The sequence below is a fragment of the Bacillus sp. N12A5 genome, assembly GCF_026790125.1.
Lineage (GTDB): Bacteria > Bacillota > Bacilli > Bacillales > Bacillaceae > Bacillus.
On record NZ_JALAMR010000001.1, the window covers coordinates 24,162 to 44,224 of the forward strand.

The 20,063-nt window shown below is 43.4% G+C and carries 17 protein-coding genes, 5 tRNA genes and 1 pseudogene; 6 read left to right on the forward strand and 17 right to left on the reverse strand.

What is annotated here, in order from left to right:
• The first annotated feature begins 96 nt into the window (after nt 1-96).
• Nucleotides 97-867: a serine/threonine protein kinase gene (locus MOC09_RS00130; RefSeq protein ID WP_268358483.1), complete on the forward strand. Its 771-nt coding sequence runs from the start codon at nt 97-99 to the stop codon at nt 865-867.
• Here MOC09_RS00130 and MOC09_RS00135 read toward each other — a convergent pair.
• From MOC09_RS00135 to MOC09_RS00220, 17 genes and pseudogenes are all read right to left on the reverse strand, one after another.
• Nucleotides 852-1,114 (reverse strand): annotated as a pseudogene (locus tag MOC09_RS00135) (hypothetical protein). The gene MOC09_RS00130 and the pseudogene MOC09_RS00135 sit on opposite strands and share 16 nt — an antisense overlap.
• 457 nt (nt 1,115-1,571) lie before the next feature.
• A complete protein-coding gene (locus MOC09_RS00145; RefSeq protein WP_268358482.1) occupies nt 1,572-1,946 on the reverse strand; it encodes a DUF2294 domain-containing protein in 375 nt (124 codons plus the stop codon).
• Between the two features lie 56 nt (nt 1,947-2,002).
• Entirely contained in the window at nt 2,003-2,293 is a 291-nt protein-coding gene (locus MOC09_RS00150) for a DUF6407 family protein (RefSeq protein WP_268358481.1), read from the reverse strand.
• A 66-nt stretch (nt 2,294-2,359) separates the two neighbouring features.
• Entirely contained in the window at nt 2,360-2,884 is a 525-nt protein-coding gene (locus MOC09_RS00155; protein ID WP_268358574.1) for a carbonic anhydrase, read from the reverse strand.
• A gap of 76 nt (nt 2,885-2,960) precedes the next feature.
• Nucleotides 2,961-5,573 (reverse strand): DUF2309 domain-containing protein, encoded by a 2,613-nt coding sequence (locus MOC09_RS00160; RefSeq protein ID WP_268358480.1) that lies wholly within the window; start codon nt 5,571-5,573, stop codon nt 2,961-2,963.
• A 14-nt stretch (nt 5,574-5,587) separates the two neighbouring features.
• Complete coding sequence (locus MOC09_RS00165) at nt 5,588-7,105, reverse strand: NADH dehydrogenase subunit 5 (RefSeq protein ID WP_268358479.1); 1,518 nt, start codon at nt 7,103-7,105, stop codon at nt 5,588-5,590.
• Nucleotides 7,106-7,820: 715 nt separating this feature from the next.
• A complete protein-coding gene (gene glmS, locus MOC09_RS00170; RefSeq protein WP_268358477.1) occupies nt 7,821-9,623 on the reverse strand; it encodes a glutamine--fructose-6-phosphate transaminase (isomerizing) in 1,803 nt (600 codons plus the stop codon).
• A 432-nt stretch (nt 9,624-10,055) separates the two neighbouring features.
• Complete coding sequence (gene glmM, locus MOC09_RS00175) at nt 10,056-11,402, reverse strand: phosphoglucosamine mutase (RefSeq protein ID WP_003241450.1); 1,347 nt, start codon at nt 11,400-11,402, stop codon at nt 10,056-10,058.
• A gap of 17 nt (nt 11,403-11,419) precedes the next feature.
• Nucleotides 11,420-12,877, reverse strand: coding sequence for a CdaA regulatory protein CdaR (gene cdaR, locus MOC09_RS00180; RefSeq protein ID WP_268358476.1), 1,458 nt, complete (start codon nt 12,875-12,877; stop codon nt 11,420-11,422).
• On the reverse strand, nt 12,870-13,691 hold the full coding sequence (cdaA, locus tag MOC09_RS00185; RefSeq protein ID WP_075750467.1) for a diadenylate cyclase CdaA: 822 nt from the start codon (nt 13,689-13,691) through the stop codon (nt 12,870-12,872). Before cdaA ends, cdaR begins: the two co-directional genes overlap by 8 nt.
• Nucleotides 13,692-13,851: 160 nt before the next feature.
• Nucleotides 13,852-14,478, reverse strand: coding sequence for an anti-sigma-W factor RsiW (rsiW, locus tag MOC09_RS00190; protein WP_268369207.1), 627 nt, complete (start codon nt 14,476-14,478; stop codon nt 13,852-13,854).
• A 13-nt stretch (nt 14,479-14,491) separates the two neighbouring features.
• The gene (gene sigW / locus MOC09_RS00195) at nt 14,492-15,055 is read right to left on the reverse strand and encodes an RNA polymerase sigma factor SigW (protein WP_014478649.1); all 564 of its coding nucleotides are present in this window, start codon (nt 15,053-15,055) and stop codon (nt 14,492-14,494) included.
• Nucleotides 15,056-15,283: 228 nt separating this feature from the next.
• A tRNA-Gln gene (locus tag MOC09_RS00200) sits at nt 15,284-15,355 on the reverse strand.
• Nucleotides 15,356-15,359: 4 nt separating this feature from the next.
• A tRNA-Tyr gene (locus MOC09_RS00205) sits at nt 15,360-15,444 on the reverse strand.
• A gap of 20 nt (nt 15,445-15,464) precedes the next feature.
• A tRNA-Thr gene (locus tag MOC09_RS00210) sits at nt 15,465-15,537 on the reverse strand.
• Nucleotides 15,538-15,541: 4 nt separating this feature from the next.
• Nucleotides 15,542-15,617 (reverse strand) — tRNA-Val (locus MOC09_RS00215).
• 3 nt (nt 15,618-15,620) lie between these two features.
• Nucleotides 15,621-15,695 (reverse strand) — tRNA-Glu (locus tag MOC09_RS00220).
• 180 nt (nt 15,696-15,875) lie between these two features.
• Between MOC09_RS00220 and MOC09_RS00225 the strand changes: the two genes are divergently transcribed.
• From MOC09_RS00225 to MOC09_RS00245, 5 genes are all read left to right on the forward strand, one after another.
• Nucleotides 15,876-16,274 (forward strand): DUF523 domain-containing protein, encoded by a 399-nt coding sequence (locus tag MOC09_RS00225; protein ID WP_268369208.1) that lies wholly within the window; start codon nt 15,876-15,878, stop codon nt 16,272-16,274.
• 12 nt (nt 16,275-16,286) lie between these two features.
• Nucleotides 16,287-16,769 carry a GNAT family N-acetyltransferase gene (locus tag MOC09_RS00230; protein WP_268369209.1) on the forward strand — a complete coding sequence of 161 codons (483 nt, stop codon included), beginning with the start codon at nt 16,287-16,289 and terminating at the stop codon, nt 16,767-16,769.
• A gap of 109 nt (nt 16,770-16,878) precedes the next feature.
• Nucleotides 16,879-17,796 carry an N-acetylmuramic acid 6-phosphate etherase gene (gene murQ / locus MOC09_RS00235; RefSeq protein ID WP_268358469.1) on the forward strand — a complete coding sequence of 306 codons (918 nt, stop codon included), beginning with the start codon at nt 16,879-16,881 and terminating at the stop codon, nt 17,794-17,796.
• A gap of 13 nt (nt 17,797-17,809) precedes the next feature.
• Nucleotides 17,810-18,661 carry a MurR/RpiR family transcriptional regulator gene (locus MOC09_RS00240; RefSeq protein ID WP_268369210.1) on the forward strand — a complete coding sequence of 284 codons (852 nt, stop codon included), beginning with the start codon at nt 17,810-17,812 and terminating at the stop codon, nt 18,659-18,661.
• Between the two features lie 25 nt (nt 18,662-18,686).
• Nucleotides 18,687-20,054: a PTS transporter subunit EIIC gene (locus MOC09_RS00245; protein ID WP_268369211.1), complete on the forward strand. Its 1,368-nt coding sequence runs from the start codon at nt 18,687-18,689 to the stop codon at nt 20,052-20,054.
• Nucleotides 20,055-20,063: the final 9 nt, after the last annotated feature.

The window sequence follows — 20,063 nt, forward strand, 5'->3', positions numbered from 1 at the left end:
TTATACCGAGCCGGTTATCCGGCTCTTTTTTATTTTTAGCCCAGAATGCAATTGTTTTGATAAACTATAATCAGTACAACCAAGGGAAGTGCAGACATGGCATTAAAACGGCTAAAAAAGCTACTTTTTGACCGCCCTCTAAAGGACGGCGTTATCCTAAATCATCAATACAAAATTAAAGAATGCCTCGGCATGGGCGGCTATGGCTTGGTTTATTTGTGCACCGATATCCATACTCAGACACCTTATGTCTTAAAACAGCTGCGGCCCACAAAAGCCAAAAAGGAAAAAGAAAGAGTCCGGTTCCAGCAGGAAATGAAACTGCTCAAAAGCATTGACCACCCGCAAATCCCAGCCTTCAAGGATGATTTCATCATAGACGGACAGGCTTATTATGTCATGCAGTTCTTTGATGGAGAAAATATAGAGGAATTATTATTTTTTCAAAAACAGCCATTTACAGAGGTTATGGCGTTACAGCTGATTTCACAGCTTCTTGATATTGTAGAATACCTGCATGATCGCCTGATATTTCACAGCGACATCAGAACACCTAATATTATGATTAATGACGGCAGGCTCTGCCTCATCGATTTCGGCCTTGCCAAACAATTGACTCCTGAAGAAACAGAGGAAGTAAAGGTGAGAAAACAGGATGACTTCTTCGATCTCGGAGAAACGCTGTTATTCCTGCTGTACTCTCAATATAAAGGAAAAAAGAAGAAAAACGGCACCTGGCTGGAGGAATTAACGCTGACTAAAGAAGTAACCTTGCTGCTGAAAAAATTATTGGGCATTGATGAAGAGTATCAGCACACCGCTTCTATTCGCGAGGATCTAAACCGGGCCATTCAATCGGTCACATAAAAAAACCCTTGTCCCAAAAGCGGAACAAGAACTTTTTTGGATTAACTGCTGCTGTAGCTCCGGCGTTTGTAACGATGACTGCCGCCATAACGGTCGTAGTGTCTTCTTTTGCCTGAGCTGCTGCTGTAGCTGCGATAATGTCTGCGCCGGCTGCTGCTGTAATGCCGGTGTCTGCGATATCGGTCACTAGAGCTGCTTGAGAGGTACTTGATCGTTTTGATGATTTTTTTAAACATATGCTGATCACCTCATTTCTTTCTTCCTATTATATATATTTTAGGGGAGAAAGAAAAACTTCAGCGGGATCATCCTTTTGAAAACGAGAACCCTGTGCCACTCTCATTTGTCTCCAGCTCATACGAAATGACAAACAGCCGGCATATATCCTCAATAATCTTTAACCCAAACCCCCTCTATTCGGGTATGTTTTCCATGACTTACAGTAAAAATGAATGTGAAATTGTTCATATGATCCATCGATCAGCAACCATTTTAAAAAAACATCCGCTCGACACAAAAGCGGATGTTTTATCTTTCGAATTGAAACCTTGAATCTTCAGGAAAAACAAGTCAGTATGTTATTAATAGATATCGCTTTACGTCTGCTTAGTTTGTGCATAAAAATATCATCAATGATGCCATAATCGTAAAACACAAGAAGCGGCAGTATTTTTTCATTCACAATAAATACCACATTGTTTACATTATAAGAGCTTTTCTAGATTTTTCTCAAGATCATTATTTAATTTAAATACCATCACTCTTTCACCTGTCCGGGAGCTTAAATCAGTATGAAAACTTTTGACTTCTTCTCCGGTTATTGTCAGGATAATATCCTTAAGACCTTCGATTCCTGATTCAACTAGCTCCGAACGAGTTTGTTTGATAGATAACATCCCCTCTTTTGATCCACAAACTGCGTATTCAGCTGGTGTTAAAATTCCTTTTAAATTAACGATGATCATATCCCGGAGTATATCAGTTTTAACAGAGACAGACCCGCGCCCGAGATAATCCTTCTCCCATTGAGTAATGGACTTACTGATCTCTGATTCAATAGAACCCTTCGTTTTTTTCATATATAACACATCTCCTGGCAAAAAAATTGGCATATTCTATTAGATATTTTGTCTCATTAATATTCTCTTACAACATGTCCTGCATATACACCTTCGATATCCAAATCAGTATTACCGTTTCTTGAGACCACTATCATTTTGGATAACATATTTTCTTCCATCATAGAGTGGATATGCAAAAATCGAACGCTTCCTAAGTGGGTTTCCTCAACCTCTTCATAGGATTTTAAATGATAACTATCGATTGCTTTTCTAATTACTTTTTTTATACATTCCATGTTGTCACGATCAAACGAGCTCATTTCCTCTATTGTTTTCGTTACAAAATCAGTTAAATTAGCGTTCATACAATCTCCTTAGAACTGCTTCTATCTCCATAAATGGGCGCATTTAGAAGCTGAATCTTTATTACATCATGACAAGCAATGATCTGGTAGGGCTTGACCTGTTTTAACATCAGGAATCTCCACAATTGAGGCTTTTCCATCCTTATGATGAACGAGTAAACCTCTGACTTTCACATATGACGGCACTAGTGGATGCTGACGAATGATATCAACACTTTTTTCAATACTAGTATTATTTTCATTTAGCCATTCATCAACCGTACCACCTAAAAATTCAGGCCTGCAGTTTTGAAATAGATAATCCAATGTTTGTATTTTATCTTTCATTGTTTCCAGTTGAGTTAGTCCATTACCTGTAGAGGTCCTCTTATCTTTTGTTCCTACTACAAAAATCTCCTCAACATCTTCCTGGTAAATCGCAAAAATAACAGACCTCATGATTTCTCCATAAGGGTGTGAGATACCGGCACCATAGCTTTGTATAGTCAACATATGTTCTGCTGGAGTGTTTGTCACTTCTTGTAAAATAGGCTCCAAGCCGTTTTCAATGTCCGTCAAAAATAATACTTTTTTATTTTGATTTCCATTCATATAGCCCACCTCTTCTTTATGTTTTTCATTTTTATATTGAGTAACAAATCCATTTGATAATTGTTTAGTTTCATCATTACCATCTTTCCCAACATCCTTCTGGATCAATACTAGCCAGTCGGACCCATCCATTTTGAACTTTTTGGAGAAATACTGAGTCATGATTTAATAACCGTTCGACATATTCTCTAGGTGCTTGGATGACAATTAACAAACGAAGAGGAGAATGATAAACCTCTTGATCTGATTTCATGACGGATTGCCACGGCAGTCCGGCTAACAAGTCACTTGCATTCCCCTGCATAACGCCAAGACCTGCTGTAACAGTTTGAGTGGCTTTATTTCCGCTGCCATAATAATGAGGTGCTACCGTTGATGCGTAATATTGTAAATTAATCCATTGGGCCACAGTTCCAGGTCCTGCAATAATATTTGCTAGGAGTTCGCCGCTTTCGTCCTGCTTCCAATCATAATTATGAAGGAAGGCTCTTCCCTCCAAATCACAATCCTCCGTTAGTTCACGTTGGCCGATAATAAAAGCGGCATTACGGGCCAGTCCCCATTCCGGACGTATCTCACTCCAATCCTCCGCAAATCGGTGTGCCTCTGCCTTCGGATTTTTAAGTTTAGACTGGACATTCGGTAATTGGGCTAGACGTTCTGCATTTGCATGATGTTTCACTTTCGGCATAACAGCTTCAATGCGATCAAATGCTTCTTGTGCAGCTTCAGAAAGCTCTGGAACATAAATCCAATGTAATTCATCCACCGTTGTATTATGTTCAGCGGCAGCGAACACCGTATCCTTAGGGATTTTAATTCCTTCAGTCAACAGAGCTTCTCTTACCTCTGAAAGGTTACATAAAGCAGCTAAAACTCTTGCATTGAATCCACCGGCTGCCCCACCGCAGGCGCCACAATCAAGGGCTGCCGTATAAGGATTATTGGTACTTTGACTGCCATGCCCGCATATCACGACCAATGGTGCGAAATTCTCAGTTAACCCCATCATTTTTAAAGCTTGGCGAGCATAGTTCACTTTTTCTTCTTCAGTAAAACCCACAGGTATTTCCGCATCTGTATCATCATGATGAAGCGAGAGTTTTGTATCAGGTTTGCGCAACCAAGCCTCACGGAGATTACGGATGAAACGGCCCGCTTTTCTTGGCACAAAGCTGCGTGCTGCCATTTGCAGAGTAAGCCAAGGCCCGCTTAGCTCAGGCAGAAGTAAGCTTGAAAGCACATTCTGTTTCATCGTTTTAAATGTATAGCTTAACGACTGAACTGCATGCTTCCGTTGATTGTATTGTTTGAATGCATCCTCATCTGCGAGCTCTTTTATTTTGTTTTGCGGTTTTTGTATGATCGGCAAGGAGGCATGACTGTGTTTACTGCCAAGTTCACAAGTTGCAATCGGCACCCCGAAGAAACCAGCGATGCCAATCGTTTCAAACGGACCTTCTTTTTCTAGATGACGACGAAAAGGCTCTGATCGTACATCGATGCAGAATGCCAATTGAGCTAATGCGGATTTTTTACCGGTTTCACGTTGTTTCGAGATGATCTTCTGGCTTAATCGATCAGTGTATGTTTGTTCCCAAGCTTCTAACCAAAGTTTCCTGCAAAGTTTCTCATCAAAGCTGTAGGCAAATGATAAATATTCGTTTTGTTCACTGGCCGGCATCTGAGTCCATTCCTCTAGTGTCAGCCCACCCCAATGAATCCAAGCTGTAATAAGGGGAGCAATTGAAATTTTATTCTCAAATCGTTCATTATTAATAGGTAAATATGGCTTTATAAGAGCCCACTCCATGGATATTCGGACCGCTAAATAATCTGTCAGGAGTGAATGTTCATGGCTCGATTGTTGGGAGCGCCAAAGCATCATCCCTGCCCATCCAGGTAAGGAAAGTAAATGACCTTCAAGATAAGTCTGGAATTCTGATTCTGGGATTCCTAGTGCGAATAACGCTTCTTGTAAAGCCAAATGTGCCTCTTGCGGCCAACCTTTTAACCTTTCACGCTGCTTTTTACTAAGTGCAGGATCATATTGAATGAGATGCTGCCAGGCACGATAAAAACCTTCCTCACGATTGGGCATTGTCCAGCCTGCTTGAGAGTCATCAAGATATAATTTGCTCCACTTAATGACATGATGATCAAGTATATTGACTAGCCGTTCACCATTTTGATTCTCTATATACGAACTTAGTGGCTGCATAAAAACATTCTTGATATGATCCAATCCACTGCATTCACTTACTAATTTCTCCAGCTCATGTGATGATAAAAGGTCGGAAGGCAGGGGATCTAACTTTAATGCAGCATGGCAAAATCGCTCTGCCACGTCCCGCGGGATATGAAAGGAATGTGAATCAAGCCAACGCTGCAGCCCCATTTCCACAAAGTCTTCATCAATCTCGCCTTTATTCTTTGCTGAACGGATCATAGACGCACTTGGGTATATATCAACATCACGAGTATGTTTCAACCAACTAGCAACCTGATCAAAAGGCTGGTTTTCAAGTCCCATCCACGGATTACGCGCAGCAAATGTAGAAATAGGCCAAAGTGGCGCAATCACTCTGCTGGCAGATGTGATTAAATCGGTAAGATCTCTTTCTTGAACATCAATATCTGTATCTATTTTTTTTGCATTTTCTTTTGTTAATACGGATGTAATGCCCATCTCAGATTAGCTCCTTATGAAATATATTGTTTAAGGTAGTCTGGGTGACTCTCTACTGACTTTGGTTTTGCTTCACCTAATCGAATTAACCAAAGATAGATTACCGTGGAGAGAACTGAAGAACGATGACGAGCAACCCATGTACCTAAAGCACTGCCAAATAGCAAGAGACATCCAACAATGATGACAGCCGCCATTGGCGGTTGAACACTTTGAAAAACGGTTGTATGCAGCCACTCATAGAAGAGGTTATGAATCATAAAATAGACGAGGGCTGCCCCTCCTAAAAAGATGAAGCCGACAATTCGGCCAATTCTTCCCTCTCCAAAAGCAACAAGCTGAGTCCAAGAAACGGACAATGACCACCCTAAGATCAGCGCACTGATTAATTGATACCCCTCTCCAGGTGCAGCGAGCCAAAAAGCAACGCCTATAACTAAGGATAAAATCCGGCCAGCCATGATCCACAAATAGGATGTTCCTTCATTAGCCCGAGCCGATCCTTCATGACGCCGTACGGCTGAACCAGCCTGTAAAAACAACGTAGCTTTGAATAACCCATGTAAAATAAGATGAATAATGGCTGCGATATAGGCTCCTAATGCGCACTGAATGAGCATGAACCCCATTTGTCCAATCGTGGAGCCTACTAACTGGCGTTTATAATCAACCTGGACTAAACTAATGCCGGTTCCAATCAATACAGAAATGCTGGCAAGCAGAAGTAAGATAATTGAAGCGATGCCGCCATTAAATAGTGGTGAAAACCGAGTTAGTATAATTCCGCCGGCATTGACTAAACCTGCGTGCATAACCGCAGAAACAGGAGTTGGAGCAACAATAGACTCAATCAACCATCTATGGAATGGCCATTGAGCCGCAGGAATGATCACTGCTAATACAATCAATAAACCAATCCCAGTTTTCTCCCATACCTCCAGTTGGGCTAAGCTTTCATTTGTTAAAACCAATGATAACTGCCATTGGCCTGTAGCTTGAAAAAGCCATATCATCGCGAAAAACAAAGAAATCCAACTTAACAAAAATAATCGACCAGAAACCTTGGCTGCCTCACTGGCTACCTGCCAAGCACTGTTTAACCTTATTAGTAAAATTAAGCCGACAAGAGTTGCCCCCCAAGAAATAACCATCAAGCGGAGATCACCGCTTAACCATGCAATTGAAGCAGCGCCTGTAGTAAAAGTAAAAAGCGTAAAATATTTTCGATAAGACTTGTCTCCCATTAAGTAACGTACAGAAAAACGCTGAATGATGAAACCAATTGCAAGGACAAAGAAAGTCATTAACCAAGCTAAGGAATCGAAGTACCAAGGGCCAACATTTCCTTCCACACCCCTATTGGCAAGATTCACTAAGGAAACCAAAGGCGGTAAAGCCAAGATACCAATATGAATGCGGACATAACTCAAGGGTACGCGTGGATGTAAAAACAATAGTCCGCTTATCCCAGAAGCAATAAGCGTCATAAAAAATAATGTTAATAATGATGACAAACTCAGCGAAACTAACATTCTAACTTCTCCTTTTTTAAATCTCGTTATTGCTCAAAAGACCTTTCAATCAGATCATATTTTCTATGATTTATTTCAATTTTTATTTATCTCTATTTTTTTCCAACAAAAAAGCCGACAACCTCAAAATTTCAATGATTATGGTAGATCATTGAATCTTGAAAATTGTCGGCTTCATTTCAACTAACTCCCTGCGAAGTTTTTTGAAGTGCTGCCTTATTATTGGGCTTTATGCTATGTTTTAACTTCCCTAAGGGAATCATCGTTTAAAACTATGAAATAAAAGGATTTATGTTACTCTTCCTTTTTAAATTAGGGTACTTTTTCATTCAGTCAAGATTTAAAATTAAATATTAAAAGAATGCTAAAGGCCTATTTCTTTTAAAAGGAAATATAACAGTAACACCGATTATGGAGTTATGTAATAAGATAAGCTAAATTTTAAATGTTGTCAATAAAAACATCATATTTTATACAGTGAATTCAAACCTACATGTTGGAAAACGAAGAATGAAGTATCAATCCTTTTTCCCTTTGAAGATATAATCTTTACTAAGGCAGGTGAAATCTATCATTCTAATTTCTTTGAACCAGTATTTACTTATAGTTGGCAATTTAAATTTTTACACACTTTAATTATAAAATTTCTCTTGGATTTCTTTCATACAAAATCATAAAAACCCCTTTGGCTAAATAACCAAAGGGGTTAACATTTTTACTCCACAGTAACACTCTTCGCAAGGTTACGCGGTTTATCAACATCACAGCCGCGATGCAGCGCAGCATAGTATGCGATCAGCTGCAGTGGAACAACAGATACCAACGGAGCAAGCGCTGGGTTTACTTCCGGCAGTACGAATCTGTCATCCGCATCGTCTAGGCCTTTCAGTGAGATAATGCATGTGTTTGCTCCGCGAGCGGCAACTTCTTTGACGTTTCCGCGGATGCTTAGGTTTACGTGCTCTTGTGTTGCCAGTGCGAATACTGGTGTTCCTTGTTCGATCAAAGCAATCGTACCGTGCTTCAGCTCTCCGCCGGCAAAGCCTTCTGCCTGGATGTAAGAAATCTCTTTCAGCTTCAGTGCGCCTTCGACACATACGAAGTAGTCAAGGCCGCGTCCGATGAAGAAAGCGTTTCTGGCTACAGTCAGGTATTCACGGGCAATCATTTCCAATTCGTCTTTCTGGTCGCAAAGGGCTTCCATGGCGTTCGCAGCGATACCGAGTTCTTTGACAAGGTCAAATCCGATATCGATGCCGTTTTTGTCAGCAGCTACAGATGCAAGAACCGCCAGAACTGCAATTTGTGCAGTGTATGCTTTTGTTGACGCAACAGCAATTTCAGGACCTGCATGAAGCAGCAATGTGTAGTCAGCTTCACGGGAAAGCGTTGATCCCGGCACGTTTGTGATTGTGAGTGCTTTATGTCCGAGCGCTTTGACTTGAACAAGAACCGCGCGGCTGTCTGCTGTTTCTCCGCTTTGAGAAAGGAAAATGAAGAGCGGTTTCTTAGACAGAAGCGGCATGTTGTAGGAGAATTCACTCGCTACATGCACTTCAACCGGCACGTTTGCCCACATTTCAATATATTGTTTACCGACAAGTCCTGCGTGGTAGCTTGTTCCGCAGCCAATGATATAGATGCGGTCCGCCTCCGCTACAGCGGCAGCGATATCGCCAGGCACAGACAGCTTGCCGTTTTCATCTTGATACGTTTGGATGATTTTGCGCATGACAACCGGCTGCTCATCCGTTTCTTTCAACATGTAGTGAGGGTACGTGCCTTTTTCGATATCACTGGCATCCAGCTCAGCAATATAAGACGCACGTGTAATCACGTCACCATCAAGGTTTTTGATGACGACTTGATCATCAGTGACGATGACCATTTCTTTATCCATCAGCTCTACGTATTCGTTGGTTACTTGAAGCATCGCCATCGCATCAGATGCTACGACGTTGAATGTATCTCCAAGACCGACTAATAGAGGGCTTTTGTTTTTCGCTACAAAAATCGTTTCTCTGTTTTCGTTGTCGAATAAAGCAATTGCATAAGAGCCTTTTAACAGTGTAAGTGTTTTGCGGAACGCTTCTTCTGTCTCAAGTCCTCCATTGACGAATTGCTCGATTACTTGAACGACTACTTCTGTATCGGTGTCACTTTTGAGCTCTACATCTTGCAAATACTCTTGCTTCAGCTGAACATAGTTCTCGATCACGCCGTTATGAACAAGTGTAAAGCGGCCCAGTGCACTTTGATGCGGGTGAGCGTTCAGATAGCTTGGTTCGCCGTGTGTTGCCCAGCGAGTATGGCCAATTCCAGCTTTCGCTTCTACATTGGCGTCCACAACTTCACGAAGATCCGCGATGCGTCCTTTTTCTTTGAACACATGGATTCCCTGTTCGTTGGCAACAGCGATACCAGCAGAGTCATATCCGCGGTACTCAAGCTTTTCTAACCCTTTCAGTAAAATTTCCTTCGCATCAAGCTGACCGATATAACCTACGATTCCACACATATTTTTCTTCCTCCTAAGATTGTAAAAGGAGACGAAGAAAGTCAAATTTCAAGGGGACTTTCAATCGTCCCCTCCTACATGTTTTTTGGAAGATCATGCGATTTCTCTTTGTTCAAGGAGTCACCCCCTTGGTTTGAAGAAATCCTTACGGCTGTGATCTGTATACTCAGCCGGGAGGCATCCGCCGAAAATTCGATAACCTCCATCCTCGTCAACTAAGCCTTTTTCCGGGCGCTTAGTTCGGGCGCTATAATTATAGATGAAACAATAATCCCGTCTTTTCTTCCTCAGAGAAAATAAGAACAAGACAAGCTTGATTTTACAGCATGTTCCATGAACGGTCAATTGTTTTTTAAACAACTTTGCCGCATGTTTCACAATTATCATATGTAAGCCTCGCTTGTCTTGTTCGCTCTCTGTTAATAGACTTCGTTATTCCAATCCCATTTCTGACCGGACGACTTCAGCAATGCGATTGACATATTCATCGCACAGCTCTTTCGTCTTCGCTTCAGCCATGACACGGACAAGCGGTTCAGTGCCTGAAGGGCGAACCAAAATCCGGCCGTCGCCGTTCATTTCTTTTTCAACTTCAGAAATAACAGCTTTTACTTTTTCGTTTTCTTCAACTTTATATTTATCAGTTACTCTTACATTCACTAACAGCTGCGGGAACTTCTGCATTTCTGCTGCAAGCTCTGACAGTGGCTTGCCTGTCGCTTTCAATGTGTTCATCAGCATAATTGCAGACAATAACCCGTCCCCTGTCGTGTTGTAATCAAGGAATATTAGATGCCCTGACTGCTCTCCGCCGACATTGTAGCCGTCTTTTTTCATCGCTTCTACTACGTAGCGGTCGCCGACAGCTGTCTGTACGCTTTTGATGCCTTCTTTTTCGAGTGCCTTATAGAAGCCAAGGTTGCTCATCACGGTTGAAACCACTGTATCATCCTTTAATCGGCCCTCCGATTTTAGGTGTTTTGAGCATATGTACATGATTTGGTCGCCGTCAACAATATTTCCTTTTTCATCGACCGCAATCAGGCGGTCGCCGTCACCGTCGAACGCAAGGCCGAGATCAGCGTTTTTCTCTTTGACAAACGCGCTGAGCGCTTCCGGATGAGTTGATCCAACGCCGTCATTAATGTTTAATCCGTTCGGAGAAGTTCCCATTGTTGAAACATCTGCATCTAAATCAGCAAACAGGTGTGTTGCCAAGGACGAAGTTGCGCCATGAGCGCAGTCAAGCGCCACATGAATGCCTGTGAAATCTTCATCAGCTGTCTGTTTTAAGAATTGCAGGTATTTTTGGCCGCCTTCAAAATAGTCGTTTACAAGCCCTAGATCGGCTCCGACCGGTCTTGGCAGCTTATCCTCCGGTTCATCCATCAGGCGCTCAATTTCAGCCTCCTGTTCATCAGAAAGCTTAAATCCGTCTCCGCCGAAGAACTTGATTCCGTTATCCTGCACTGGGTTATGAGAAGCAGAAATCATGACGCCTGCCTCTGCATCCATCGCTTTTGTTAAATAGGAGACACCAGGTGTTGAAATGACACCCAGACGCATGACTTCAGCGCCAATGGATAAAAGTCCGGCGACAAGGGCTCCCTCCAGCATATGGCCGGAGATCCGTGTATCGCGGCCTATCAGCACTTTTGGACGTTGTTTGTCTTTTGTGAGCACATAACCGCCGAAACGTCCGACTTTAAAGGCCAGCTCAGGTGTAAGCTCACTATTGGCGACACCTCTTACACCGTCTGTTCCAAAATACTTGCCCATATTATAATCGCTCCTTTTTATTCCGATGAAGATTGTGAATCCGCAGTGGATTCGTCCTCATCCTGATCTTGGTTTTGATCTTTATTTTCGTCTTGTTTTTGATCATTGCTGTCTTTATCAGTGTTCGTTGTATCTTCTTGCTGCTTGTTATCTTGATCATTTGTTTGCTGCTTATCTGTGTCATCCTGGTTTCCAGATGTATTGCTGCTGTTATCATTAGTCGATGTATTGCTTTTTTTGGACGTCAGCTTAATTTTGGCGTTTTTCTGCCCCAAAGACCAGGTTACATTCTGTGGTCCGTTTACTTCAAGCTTCACGCTATGCTCACCGTCATCTAAATCTGAAACATTCACATACAATTCAATATCTGATTTTTTCAGTTTTTTTATGTTGGCGGGAGAGCCTTTAGCTGTCACGTCTATCGCTTGTGTTTCCGGATCAAGAAAATCAATGTTTTGCGAGCTGCCCAGCCCTACAGTCTTAATAGGGACATTCTCAAACTTCTGATCCGCTTCACTATCCACTTCAATATGCAAAGTCACTTTTGACGGCGAGATCTTTTTGACGCCGTCAGGAAGCGGGATATCTGCCTCGATATCGGAATCCTTGGTGATCTTGCTTAAATCTAAGCTGACGCCGTCAATAAATTCAAGAGAATCCAACACATCCTGCGAGCCGTAAACTGTTACCTCGCTGGGGCTGGATTCTATATTTGCTATGCTGACACCGTCAGGAAGGCTTCCTGTCCGTTCAATTTTAAAGGGCACTTTTTTACTCGGGCTTGTCACCGGGACGGTAATCTTGATGACCGAGGGCTCCACATCGACAGGAAGCGCGTTTCCATCTTTATCATAGACAGTCACTTTCGCTTCCTTTTCAATCGTTTCATCTGCGTTTTCCAGGTTCACTGAAGCTTTGACAAGTGAAATATTATCGATCACATTTTTAGATCCTGTAATCTGCACATTTTTCGGACTGACAATCGGCTGCTCCGGAGAATAGCCTTTTTTCATTTTGCTTTTATTGTAGTATTCCACCTCTACGGGAAAGCTTTTGGTCGTCCGTTCTTGAATGGTTACTGTCGTAACAGACGGGTTGATTGAGATTGTCAGCCCATCCGACACATTTTTGGCCTTAAGCTCGACCTTATGTGTGCCGGTTTTCAAATGTTCCATATCGGCATATATTTCGAAGTTCTTGGTCTGCCTAGCCTTTTTCACGGCGCTTGTCGAACCTTTTATCGTGACATTTACCGTTTGCGGTACACCTGTCACGACGTAATTTTCGTCATCATAATACGCTTTGACCGGAATATCGGTCAGTGTTGCTTCATCAGTTGTTGATGTCGGAAAGAAAGATTCACCCGGTTTTTTCGGAGTCGGTGCTTGATTGCTGTTAACCGCCACATAAAGCAAGAGCGCGAAAAGCAGCGCAATGATTTTCACAGCCCAGCGGTTGTTTAAGAATTTATCCATTTTTCTTGCCCCTCCAATACCAGCGGTTAGAAGAAGTGTCTCTGGTGTTTTTCTTAAACTCGGCTTCAAGCATTTCTTTCAGTGCTTCTTCCGTCAGCTCTCTGTGAAGGTCGCCGTTCTTCGCCACACTGACGCCGCCGGTCTCTTCAGACACAATAATCGTCAAACTGTCCGTTACTTCACTGATGCCGACAGCCGCTCTGTGCCGCGTACCCAGTTCTTTTGAAATAAACGGGCTCTCCGAAAGCGGCAGATAACAGGCTGCAGCGGCAATTTCATTATTCTTCATAATCACCGCACCGTCATGAAGCGGGGTGTTCGGAATAAAAATATTGATCAGCAGCTCAGAGCTGACTTTGGCATTCAATGGGATGCCGGTCTCAATATAATCTCCCATTCCGGTATCCCGCTCAATGGTCAGCAGGGCGCCTATACGGCGTTTTGCCATATAATTAATCGCTTTTGCAATGGCCTCAATCGTTTTCTGCTGCGCTTCCTCTACAGGCGTGCCGCTCCTTGAAAAAAAGCGGCCGCGGCCAAGCTGTTCAAGCGCTCTTCTCAGCTCAGGCTGAAAGATAATAATAATTGCTAAAAATCCCCATGTTATCGCTTGGTCCATCAGCCATTGAAGTGTGCTGAGGCCCAAATATTGGCTGGCCATACGGACAAGCACGATCACGACAATTCCTTTTAACAGCTGAACCGCTTTCGTGCCGCGTATCACCATAATCAGTTTATATATCACATACCAAACAAGGAGAATATCAACGGCATTGCCGAGGTACTGCAAAAAAGGGATATCCTCAAAAGCCATTTCCTCGTCCTCCAAGAATTCAGTCATTTCGTAATGTTTGTTTTACGTGTTACGCATATGTACTTTACATAGCGAGCCCATTATACCACATTTCGATTTAGCAAGTGAAATGTGCCAGCCCTTTCAGCACGCAAAAAAAAGAGCAAAGCGCTGATACGCTTTACTCTTTTCCGTTCGGATCTAATGCACTAAATACACTTTTCCCCGCAGACTTCATTTTGTACCATGTCCAGTCGAATAACTCATTGATTTCTTCAATCTGACCGGTGACTTGTCCAGCAGAGGCCATATACTTTTCGCCGTTTACGACGGTTACATCCCCGTCTATTTTTCCTTTAATAATCAGCTTGCCGTTTTTGACAGTGACATCACCTTTGACCGTCTCACCTTCAGGCACGATCACAGTATTGTTATGCACCACAAGATTCGGCTGCTTGGACACGCTGAAATTGTGGTCATTATGCCAGCTGTTTAAAAAACCTCCGCCCATCAAAATGATGAATACCGCAGCAGCTGCGATAACGGGATGGGATCTGAACCATCTTTTCACAGAAGCTCTTTTCTTCTCCTTAGGCAATTTCGCCATGACGTTAGCGGTAAAATTCGCGGGGGCTTCAACATGCGATGTGCTCCGGACGAGCGCTATGGATTTTTCCATCTCATAAAAATGCTTTTTGCATTTCTCGCATGTCTCAAGATGTTCCTTTAATACCTGTTCATCTTTTGGAGGGATATCTCCATCAAGATGCATATGCATAAGCTGCACAATTTGTTCTGGACAGCCCATTTCATCACCCCACTTAAAGATCCCTTAATTGTTTTCTAAGAGCCTCTCTGCCTCTGTGAATCCGCGTTTTTACAGTTCCCACAGGGATGTTCAGAATCTCGCCAATTTCAATTAGTGAGAGTTCGTCAATATACTTTAATACGATGACTGTTCTGTATTTGTCAGGAAGCTTTAAAATTTTCTGCTGTATCGTGTTAGAGAGCTCCAGCGACACAACAGCATCTTCAGGCAAAACCCCATCTGCGGCGATTTGTGAATACATCGTCAAGCCTTCCGTACCAGCCACCTCTGCATCGAGGTAATAATCAGGCTTCTTTTTGCGAATGCGATCAATGGTCAAATTGGTTGCGATTCGATAAAGCCAAGTTGAAAATTTCCGGTTAATATCAAAACTGTCGATATTAACGTACGCTCTGATGAAAGCCTCCTGTGCAATATCCTCCGCCTCATGCACATTGCCAAGCATACGGTAGCAAAGCTGATAAATTTTATCCTTGTAAATATCTACGATGTCCGCAAATGCATTTTGGTCGCCTTTTTTGACTTGCTTAATTCTCTTTTTAATCATCATTTCCATATTTATCTAACCTCTGCCTTCACCGGTCTGTATGTATACGAGCTTCGTTTCAAAAGGTTTCAACTTTTTTATAAAATAAGTTTATCAAATTTTTGGCAGGGTGTAGATGGTAATTCGTGAATAAACTACCTTAACATATTTTTAAAATTACTATACAGACTGAACAGTTAGAAGTTGGAATGATTTTAAAAAGAAAAAAAGACACCTTTTGATCAAAGGTGTCTGTGACTGGGCTAGCTGGATTCGAACCAACGCATGACGGAGTCAAAGTCCGTTGCCTTACCGCTTGGCTATAGCCCAATAATGGTGGAGGGGGGCAGATTCGAACTGCCGAACCCTGAGGGAGCGGATTTACAGTCCGCCGCGTTTAGCCACTTCGCTACCCCTCCATATTCATGTAAGAAAAGAGTGCCGGCAAGAGGACTTGAACCCCCAACCTACTGATTACAAGTCAGTTGCTCTACCAATTGAGCTACACCGGCAAGATGGTGGAGGATGACGGGCTCGAACCGCCGACCCTCTGCTTGTAAGGCAGATGCTCTCCCAGCTGAGCTAATCCTCCAAATGGTGACCCGTACGGGATTCGAACCCGTGTTACCGCCGTGAAAGGGCGGTGTCTTAACCGCTTGACCAACGGGCCGTTTGTGTTCTCGTCGAGCTGACAAAAGTTATTATATACAGGTTACCACCCCTTTGTAAAGAGAAAAATTAAATTTTTTATTTTCAAACTTTTTAACTCCTTTTTTAACTGAAAAAGCCCCCCAACATTTATCATTTCTTTTATGATAGAGACAAGCGAATCAAGAGAGGAGAAACCAAGATGATGCTAGTCAGCTCTTGCCTTGGCGGCATTGAATGCAGATACAACGGCTCTCATGCCGCATCAGAGAAAATCAGAAAACTTCTCGATGAAAATAAAGCCATCATGGCTTGCCCTGAGCTTCTCGGCGGCTTCTCAACTCCCCGTGAACCTGCGGAAATCATCGGAGGCACCGGCGAGGATGTTCTCAATGGAACCGCGAAAACATTAGCTTACGCAAAAGAAATCAATGCCTCTGCCGTCATATTAAAAGAAAACAGTCCATCGTGCGGAAGCAGGTTTATCTATAACGGCACATTCTCCGGCCAAAAAATCACCGGCAGCGGAGTGACCGCCGCACTGTTAAAACGAGCGGGCTACCGCGTTATTTCAGAAAACCAGCTAGATGACATAATGTAAGGAGGGCACAACATGACTCAAGACATTTCTTTATCCTTCTATAGGCCTGAACACTTGCAGGAGCTTCAATCATTCACGCTAACCAACGATGACAAACGCTTTACCTCCCTCCCAAAAGAGGTGCTGACTCAGGCCCTTGGCATACAGGACCGGTATCCGGTTGTCATCTTAAAAGACGATCTGCCAGTCGGTTTTTTTATTTTACACACTTCAAAAGAAACGCTTGCTCCCTATTCTAACAACCCATTTGCTTTACTGCTCAGTTCCCTGTCATTAAATGCTATGCATCACGGAAAAGGCTATGCCAAAAAAGCAATGCTTCAGCTTCCCTCTTTTGTGAGCGGTTATTTTCCATGGTGCGATGAAATCATCTTGGCCGTCAATCACCTAAACTCACGAGCAAAGCACCTTTATATGAAAAGCGGGTTCCTTGATAAAGGCCGGCGAAGAATCGGGCCTCTCGGAGAACAGCTGATTCTTCATTATTTCTTATAGGCCCAAATGAAATAAAATTTCAAAAACGAAAAAACATAGTTGAAATATCATAACAGAAATGAATATACTGAATATTGAAATATATTATGTTAAAACAGGGGGCATCCTCATGTCAGAACCATTACATCTTCACCGTCTTACAACGGAATCACGCAATAGCCAAACAACAGAAATCCACAAAGCAAACACGCTCGGCATCCTCAAGATGATCAACAACGAAGATATGAAAGTCGCAGCCGCCGTTCAGCAGGTTCTCCCCGATATCAAAATAGCCGTAGATTGCGCCTGCGACTCGTTTCAAAATGGAGGCCGGCTCATATATACAGGCGCCGGCACTAGCGGCAGACTCGGTGTGATGGATGCCGTTGAATGTCCTCCCACCTACAGCGTAAACCCAGATCAGGTCATCGGTATCATGGCTGGAGGCCCCAACGCATTTTTGCAGGCAGCAGAGGGGATTGAGGACAGTGAAGAAGCCGGAGCTGAGGATCTAAAAAACATACAGCTCACTCCAAACGACACTGTCATTGCCATTGCAGCAAGCGGACGCACACCTTATGCCGCAGGCGCCCTAACATACGCCCGCAAAGTCGGAGCACATACCATCGCCCTTACCTGTAATGAAAACTCCGCCATCAGTAAGGATGCGGATCACAGCATTGAGGTTGTCGTCGGGCCTGAGGCCATTACAGGATCAACACGTATGAAAGCCGCAACCGCTCATAAAATGATTCTAAACATGATATCCACGGCAGTCATGGTCAAAATCGGCAAGGTTTACGAAAACTTGATGGTAGACGTTAACGTCAGCAACAAAAAATTAAAAGAACGCGCCATCAGCATCATCCAAAGTCTCACAAACGCTTCATACGACACAGCAAGAAACACATTAGAACAAGCCAATCAACACGTTAAAACGGCAATCGTCATGCTCAAAACAAGCACAGATCAGGAAAAGGCTAAGGCATTGCTTGATGAAGCAAACGGTTTTATAGACACGGCAATCGAATATTACCATTTAAGATAAGGAGAGACCGGGAATGGCAACAGGCGGATTAGCAATCATCCAATCAATGAAGCACAAGCTCCCTCCATCTGAGCGTAAACTTGCAGATTACATCCTAACCCAGCCCCACAAAGCAATCGAAAGCACTGTCAGTGAAATCAGCGCCTTAGCCAATTCAAGTGACGCTGCCGTCATCAGACTCTGCAAATCACTTGGGCTAAAAGGCTTTCAAGATCTAAAAATGAGAATAGCAGGGGATCTGGCAAAGCCCTCCTTACAAGGCTACCGGGACATTGCGCCCCACGAACCGCTGCCCTCCATTTCTGAAAAAGCGGCCGGAAATGCCATTCAAGCCATTCAGGATACGTCAGACCTGATGGACTACAAAGAGCTTGAACGAGCGGTTTCTCTGCTTCTCAAAGCTCATACCGTGCATTTTATCGGTGTCGGCGCTTCCGGTATTGTTGCCAAGGACGTCCAGCAAAAGTGGCTTCGTATTCATAAACCAGCAACTGCATTCACAGATACTCATCTTGTGGCATCTTTAATCGCAAACGCGGATAAGGAAGACATCGTATTCGCCATTTCATTTTCAGGAGAGACGCAGGAAATTATTGAACTGCTCGCCATGGCTAAGGAAAAAGGAATCACAACGATCAGCCTCACACAATTCAGTCAAACATCCGTCTCCGCGCTCGCTGATGTCCCATTGTACACAGCACATTCCAATGAAGCCCTGCTTCGAAGTGCAGCCACTTCCTCCCGTCTCGCCCAGCTTTTTATGATTGATGTTTTGTTTCTAGGTATGGCAGCCGAGCAATATGAAGAAACAACCGGCTACATTGATAAAACAAGAGCAGCCATACAATCTATGCGGAAAAAATAAGGCATCTTGAAGGGGAGGGGTTTTGATGAGCAAAGAAAATAACTACCAGCATCTCGCAAAGAAAATCCTTGAGCTATGCGGAGGAAAATCCAATATTTCTTCATATACGCATTGCATGACACGCCTGCGTATTACGCCTTACGATGGGAGTAAAACAGATGTTCAGGCTTTAAGAGAGCTCGACGGCGTACTAGGGGTTGTTGAGGCTGAAACCTTACAAATTATCCTCGGCACAGGAGTCGTCAATCATGTCACAGCCGCTTTCTCAAAGCTCGTGTCAGCAGAAGAGGGTGTCAATGTTACAGAAGCAGCCGCTAAAAAGAAGGCCGATATCAACCGAAAAAACGCCACTCCTTTTAAACTTTTTTTACGTAAAATTGCCAGCATCTTTATCCCTCTTATTCCTGCACTCGTCGCTTCCGGTTTAATTACTGGGATTACCAAAGCAATTATTCAAGCCGGATGGCTCTCTGCAGAATCACAAATTGCTGTTATCCTGACAGTCATCGGATCAGGGTTATTCACATATCTCGGCATCCTTGTCGGTATCAACGCATCGAAAGAATTTGGCGGGACACCTGCTCTTGGGGCTCTGGCCGGGATCTTGATTATAAATCCGGAGATTGCAAAGATCAGTTTATTCGGAGAAGAGCTTCTTCCGGGCAGGGGAGGTCTGATCGGAGTTCTATTCGCAGCTATATTCATTGCTTACACTGAACGATTTATCCGCCGTTTTATTCCTCAATCACTCGATATCATTGTCACCCCAACCGTCTCACTGTTAATCACCGGAATCGTCACTTATGTCGTATTTATGCCTTTAGGCGGCTTCATTTCTGATGCCATTACATCCGGTCTTCAGTCCATCTTGGACATCGGCGGTATCGCTGCAGGCTTTATTCTGGGCGCAACCTTCCTTCCTCTCGTCGTGACTGGACTGCATCAAGGCTTGACGCCAGTGCACATGGAACTGATCAATTCAATCGGCAATGATCCTCTGCTCCCTATTTTGGCTATGGGAGGCGCAGGACAGGTAGGCGCGGCCTTTGCCATCTTTATGAAAACGAAAAAAACTACATTGAGAAAAGCAATCGCAGGAGGTCTTCCGTCGGGGCTGCTCGGCATTGGTGAACCGCTTATTTTCGGGGTCACGCTCCCACTTGGCCGTCCGTTTTTGACGGCATGCCTAGGTGCTGGAATCGGCGGCGCATTTCAAGCTTATTTTCAGGTAGCCACCATTGCGATTGGTGTCTCAGGGCTGCCGCTTTCCTTCCTCGTCCTGCCTTCGCAAATCATTCTATATATCATCGGACTCTTTATTTCGTACGCAGCCGGCTTTTTATTAACCTATGCATTCGGATATAAAGATGAAATGGCTTCTCAATTCGATTAAATGGTTTCA

Coding starts and splice junctions, on each gene's coding strand:
- MOC09_RS00130 (WP_268358483.1), top strand. CDS start 97: ATGGCATTAAAACGGCTAAAAAAGCTACTTTTTGACCGCCCTCTAAAG.
- MOC09_RS00145 (WP_268358482.1), bottom strand. CDS start 1,946: ATGAAAAAAACGAAGGGTTCTATTGAATCAGAGATCAGTAAGTCCATT.
- MOC09_RS00150 (WP_268358481.1), bottom strand. CDS start 2,293: ATGAACGCTAATTTAACTGATTTTGTAACGAAAACAATAGAGGAAATG.
- MOC09_RS00155 (WP_268358574.1), bottom strand. CDS start 2,884: ATGAATGGAAATCAAAATAAAAAAGTATTATTTTTGACGGACATTGAA.
- MOC09_RS00160 (WP_268358480.1), bottom strand. CDS start 5,573: ATGGGCATTACATCCGTATTAACAAAAGAAAATGCAAAAAAAATAGAT.
- MOC09_RS00165 (WP_268358479.1), bottom strand. CDS start 7,105: ATGTTAGTTTCGCTGAGTTTGTCATCATTATTAACATTATTTTTTATG.
- glmS (WP_268358477.1), bottom strand. CDS start 9,623: ATGTGTGGAATCGTAGGTTATATCGGTCAGCTTGATGCGAAGGAAATT.
- glmM (WP_003241450.1), bottom strand. CDS start 11,402: ATGGGCAAGTATTTTGGAACAGACGGTGTAAGAGGTGTCGCCAATAGT.
- cdaR (WP_268358476.1), bottom strand. CDS start 12,877: ATGGATAAATTCTTAAACAACCGCTGGGCTGTGAAAATCATTGCGCTG.
- cdaA (WP_075750467.1), bottom strand. CDS start 13,691: ATGGCTTTTGAGGATATCCCTTTTTTGCAGTACCTCGGCAATGCCGTT.
- rsiW (WP_268369207.1), bottom strand. CDS start 14,478: ATGGGCTGTCCAGAACAAATTGTGCAGCTTATGCATATGCATCTTGAT.
- sigW (WP_014478649.1), bottom strand. CDS start 15,055: ATGGAAATGATGATTAAAAAGAGAATTAAGCAAGTCAAAAAAGGCGAC.
- MOC09_RS00225 (WP_268369208.1), top strand. CDS start 15,876: ATGATGCTAGTCAGCTCTTGCCTTGGCGGCATTGAATGCAGATACAAC.
- MOC09_RS00230 (WP_268369209.1), top strand. CDS start 16,287: ATGACTCAAGACATTTCTTTATCCTTCTATAGGCCTGAACACTTGCAG.
- murQ (WP_268358469.1), top strand. CDS start 16,879: ATGTCAGAACCATTACATCTTCACCGTCTTACAACGGAATCACGCAAT.
- MOC09_RS00240 (WP_268369210.1), top strand. CDS start 17,810: ATGGCAACAGGCGGATTAGCAATCATCCAATCAATGAAGCACAAGCTC.
- MOC09_RS00245 (WP_268369211.1), top strand. CDS start 18,687: ATGAGCAAAGAAAATAACTACCAGCATCTCGCAAAGAAAATCCTTGAG.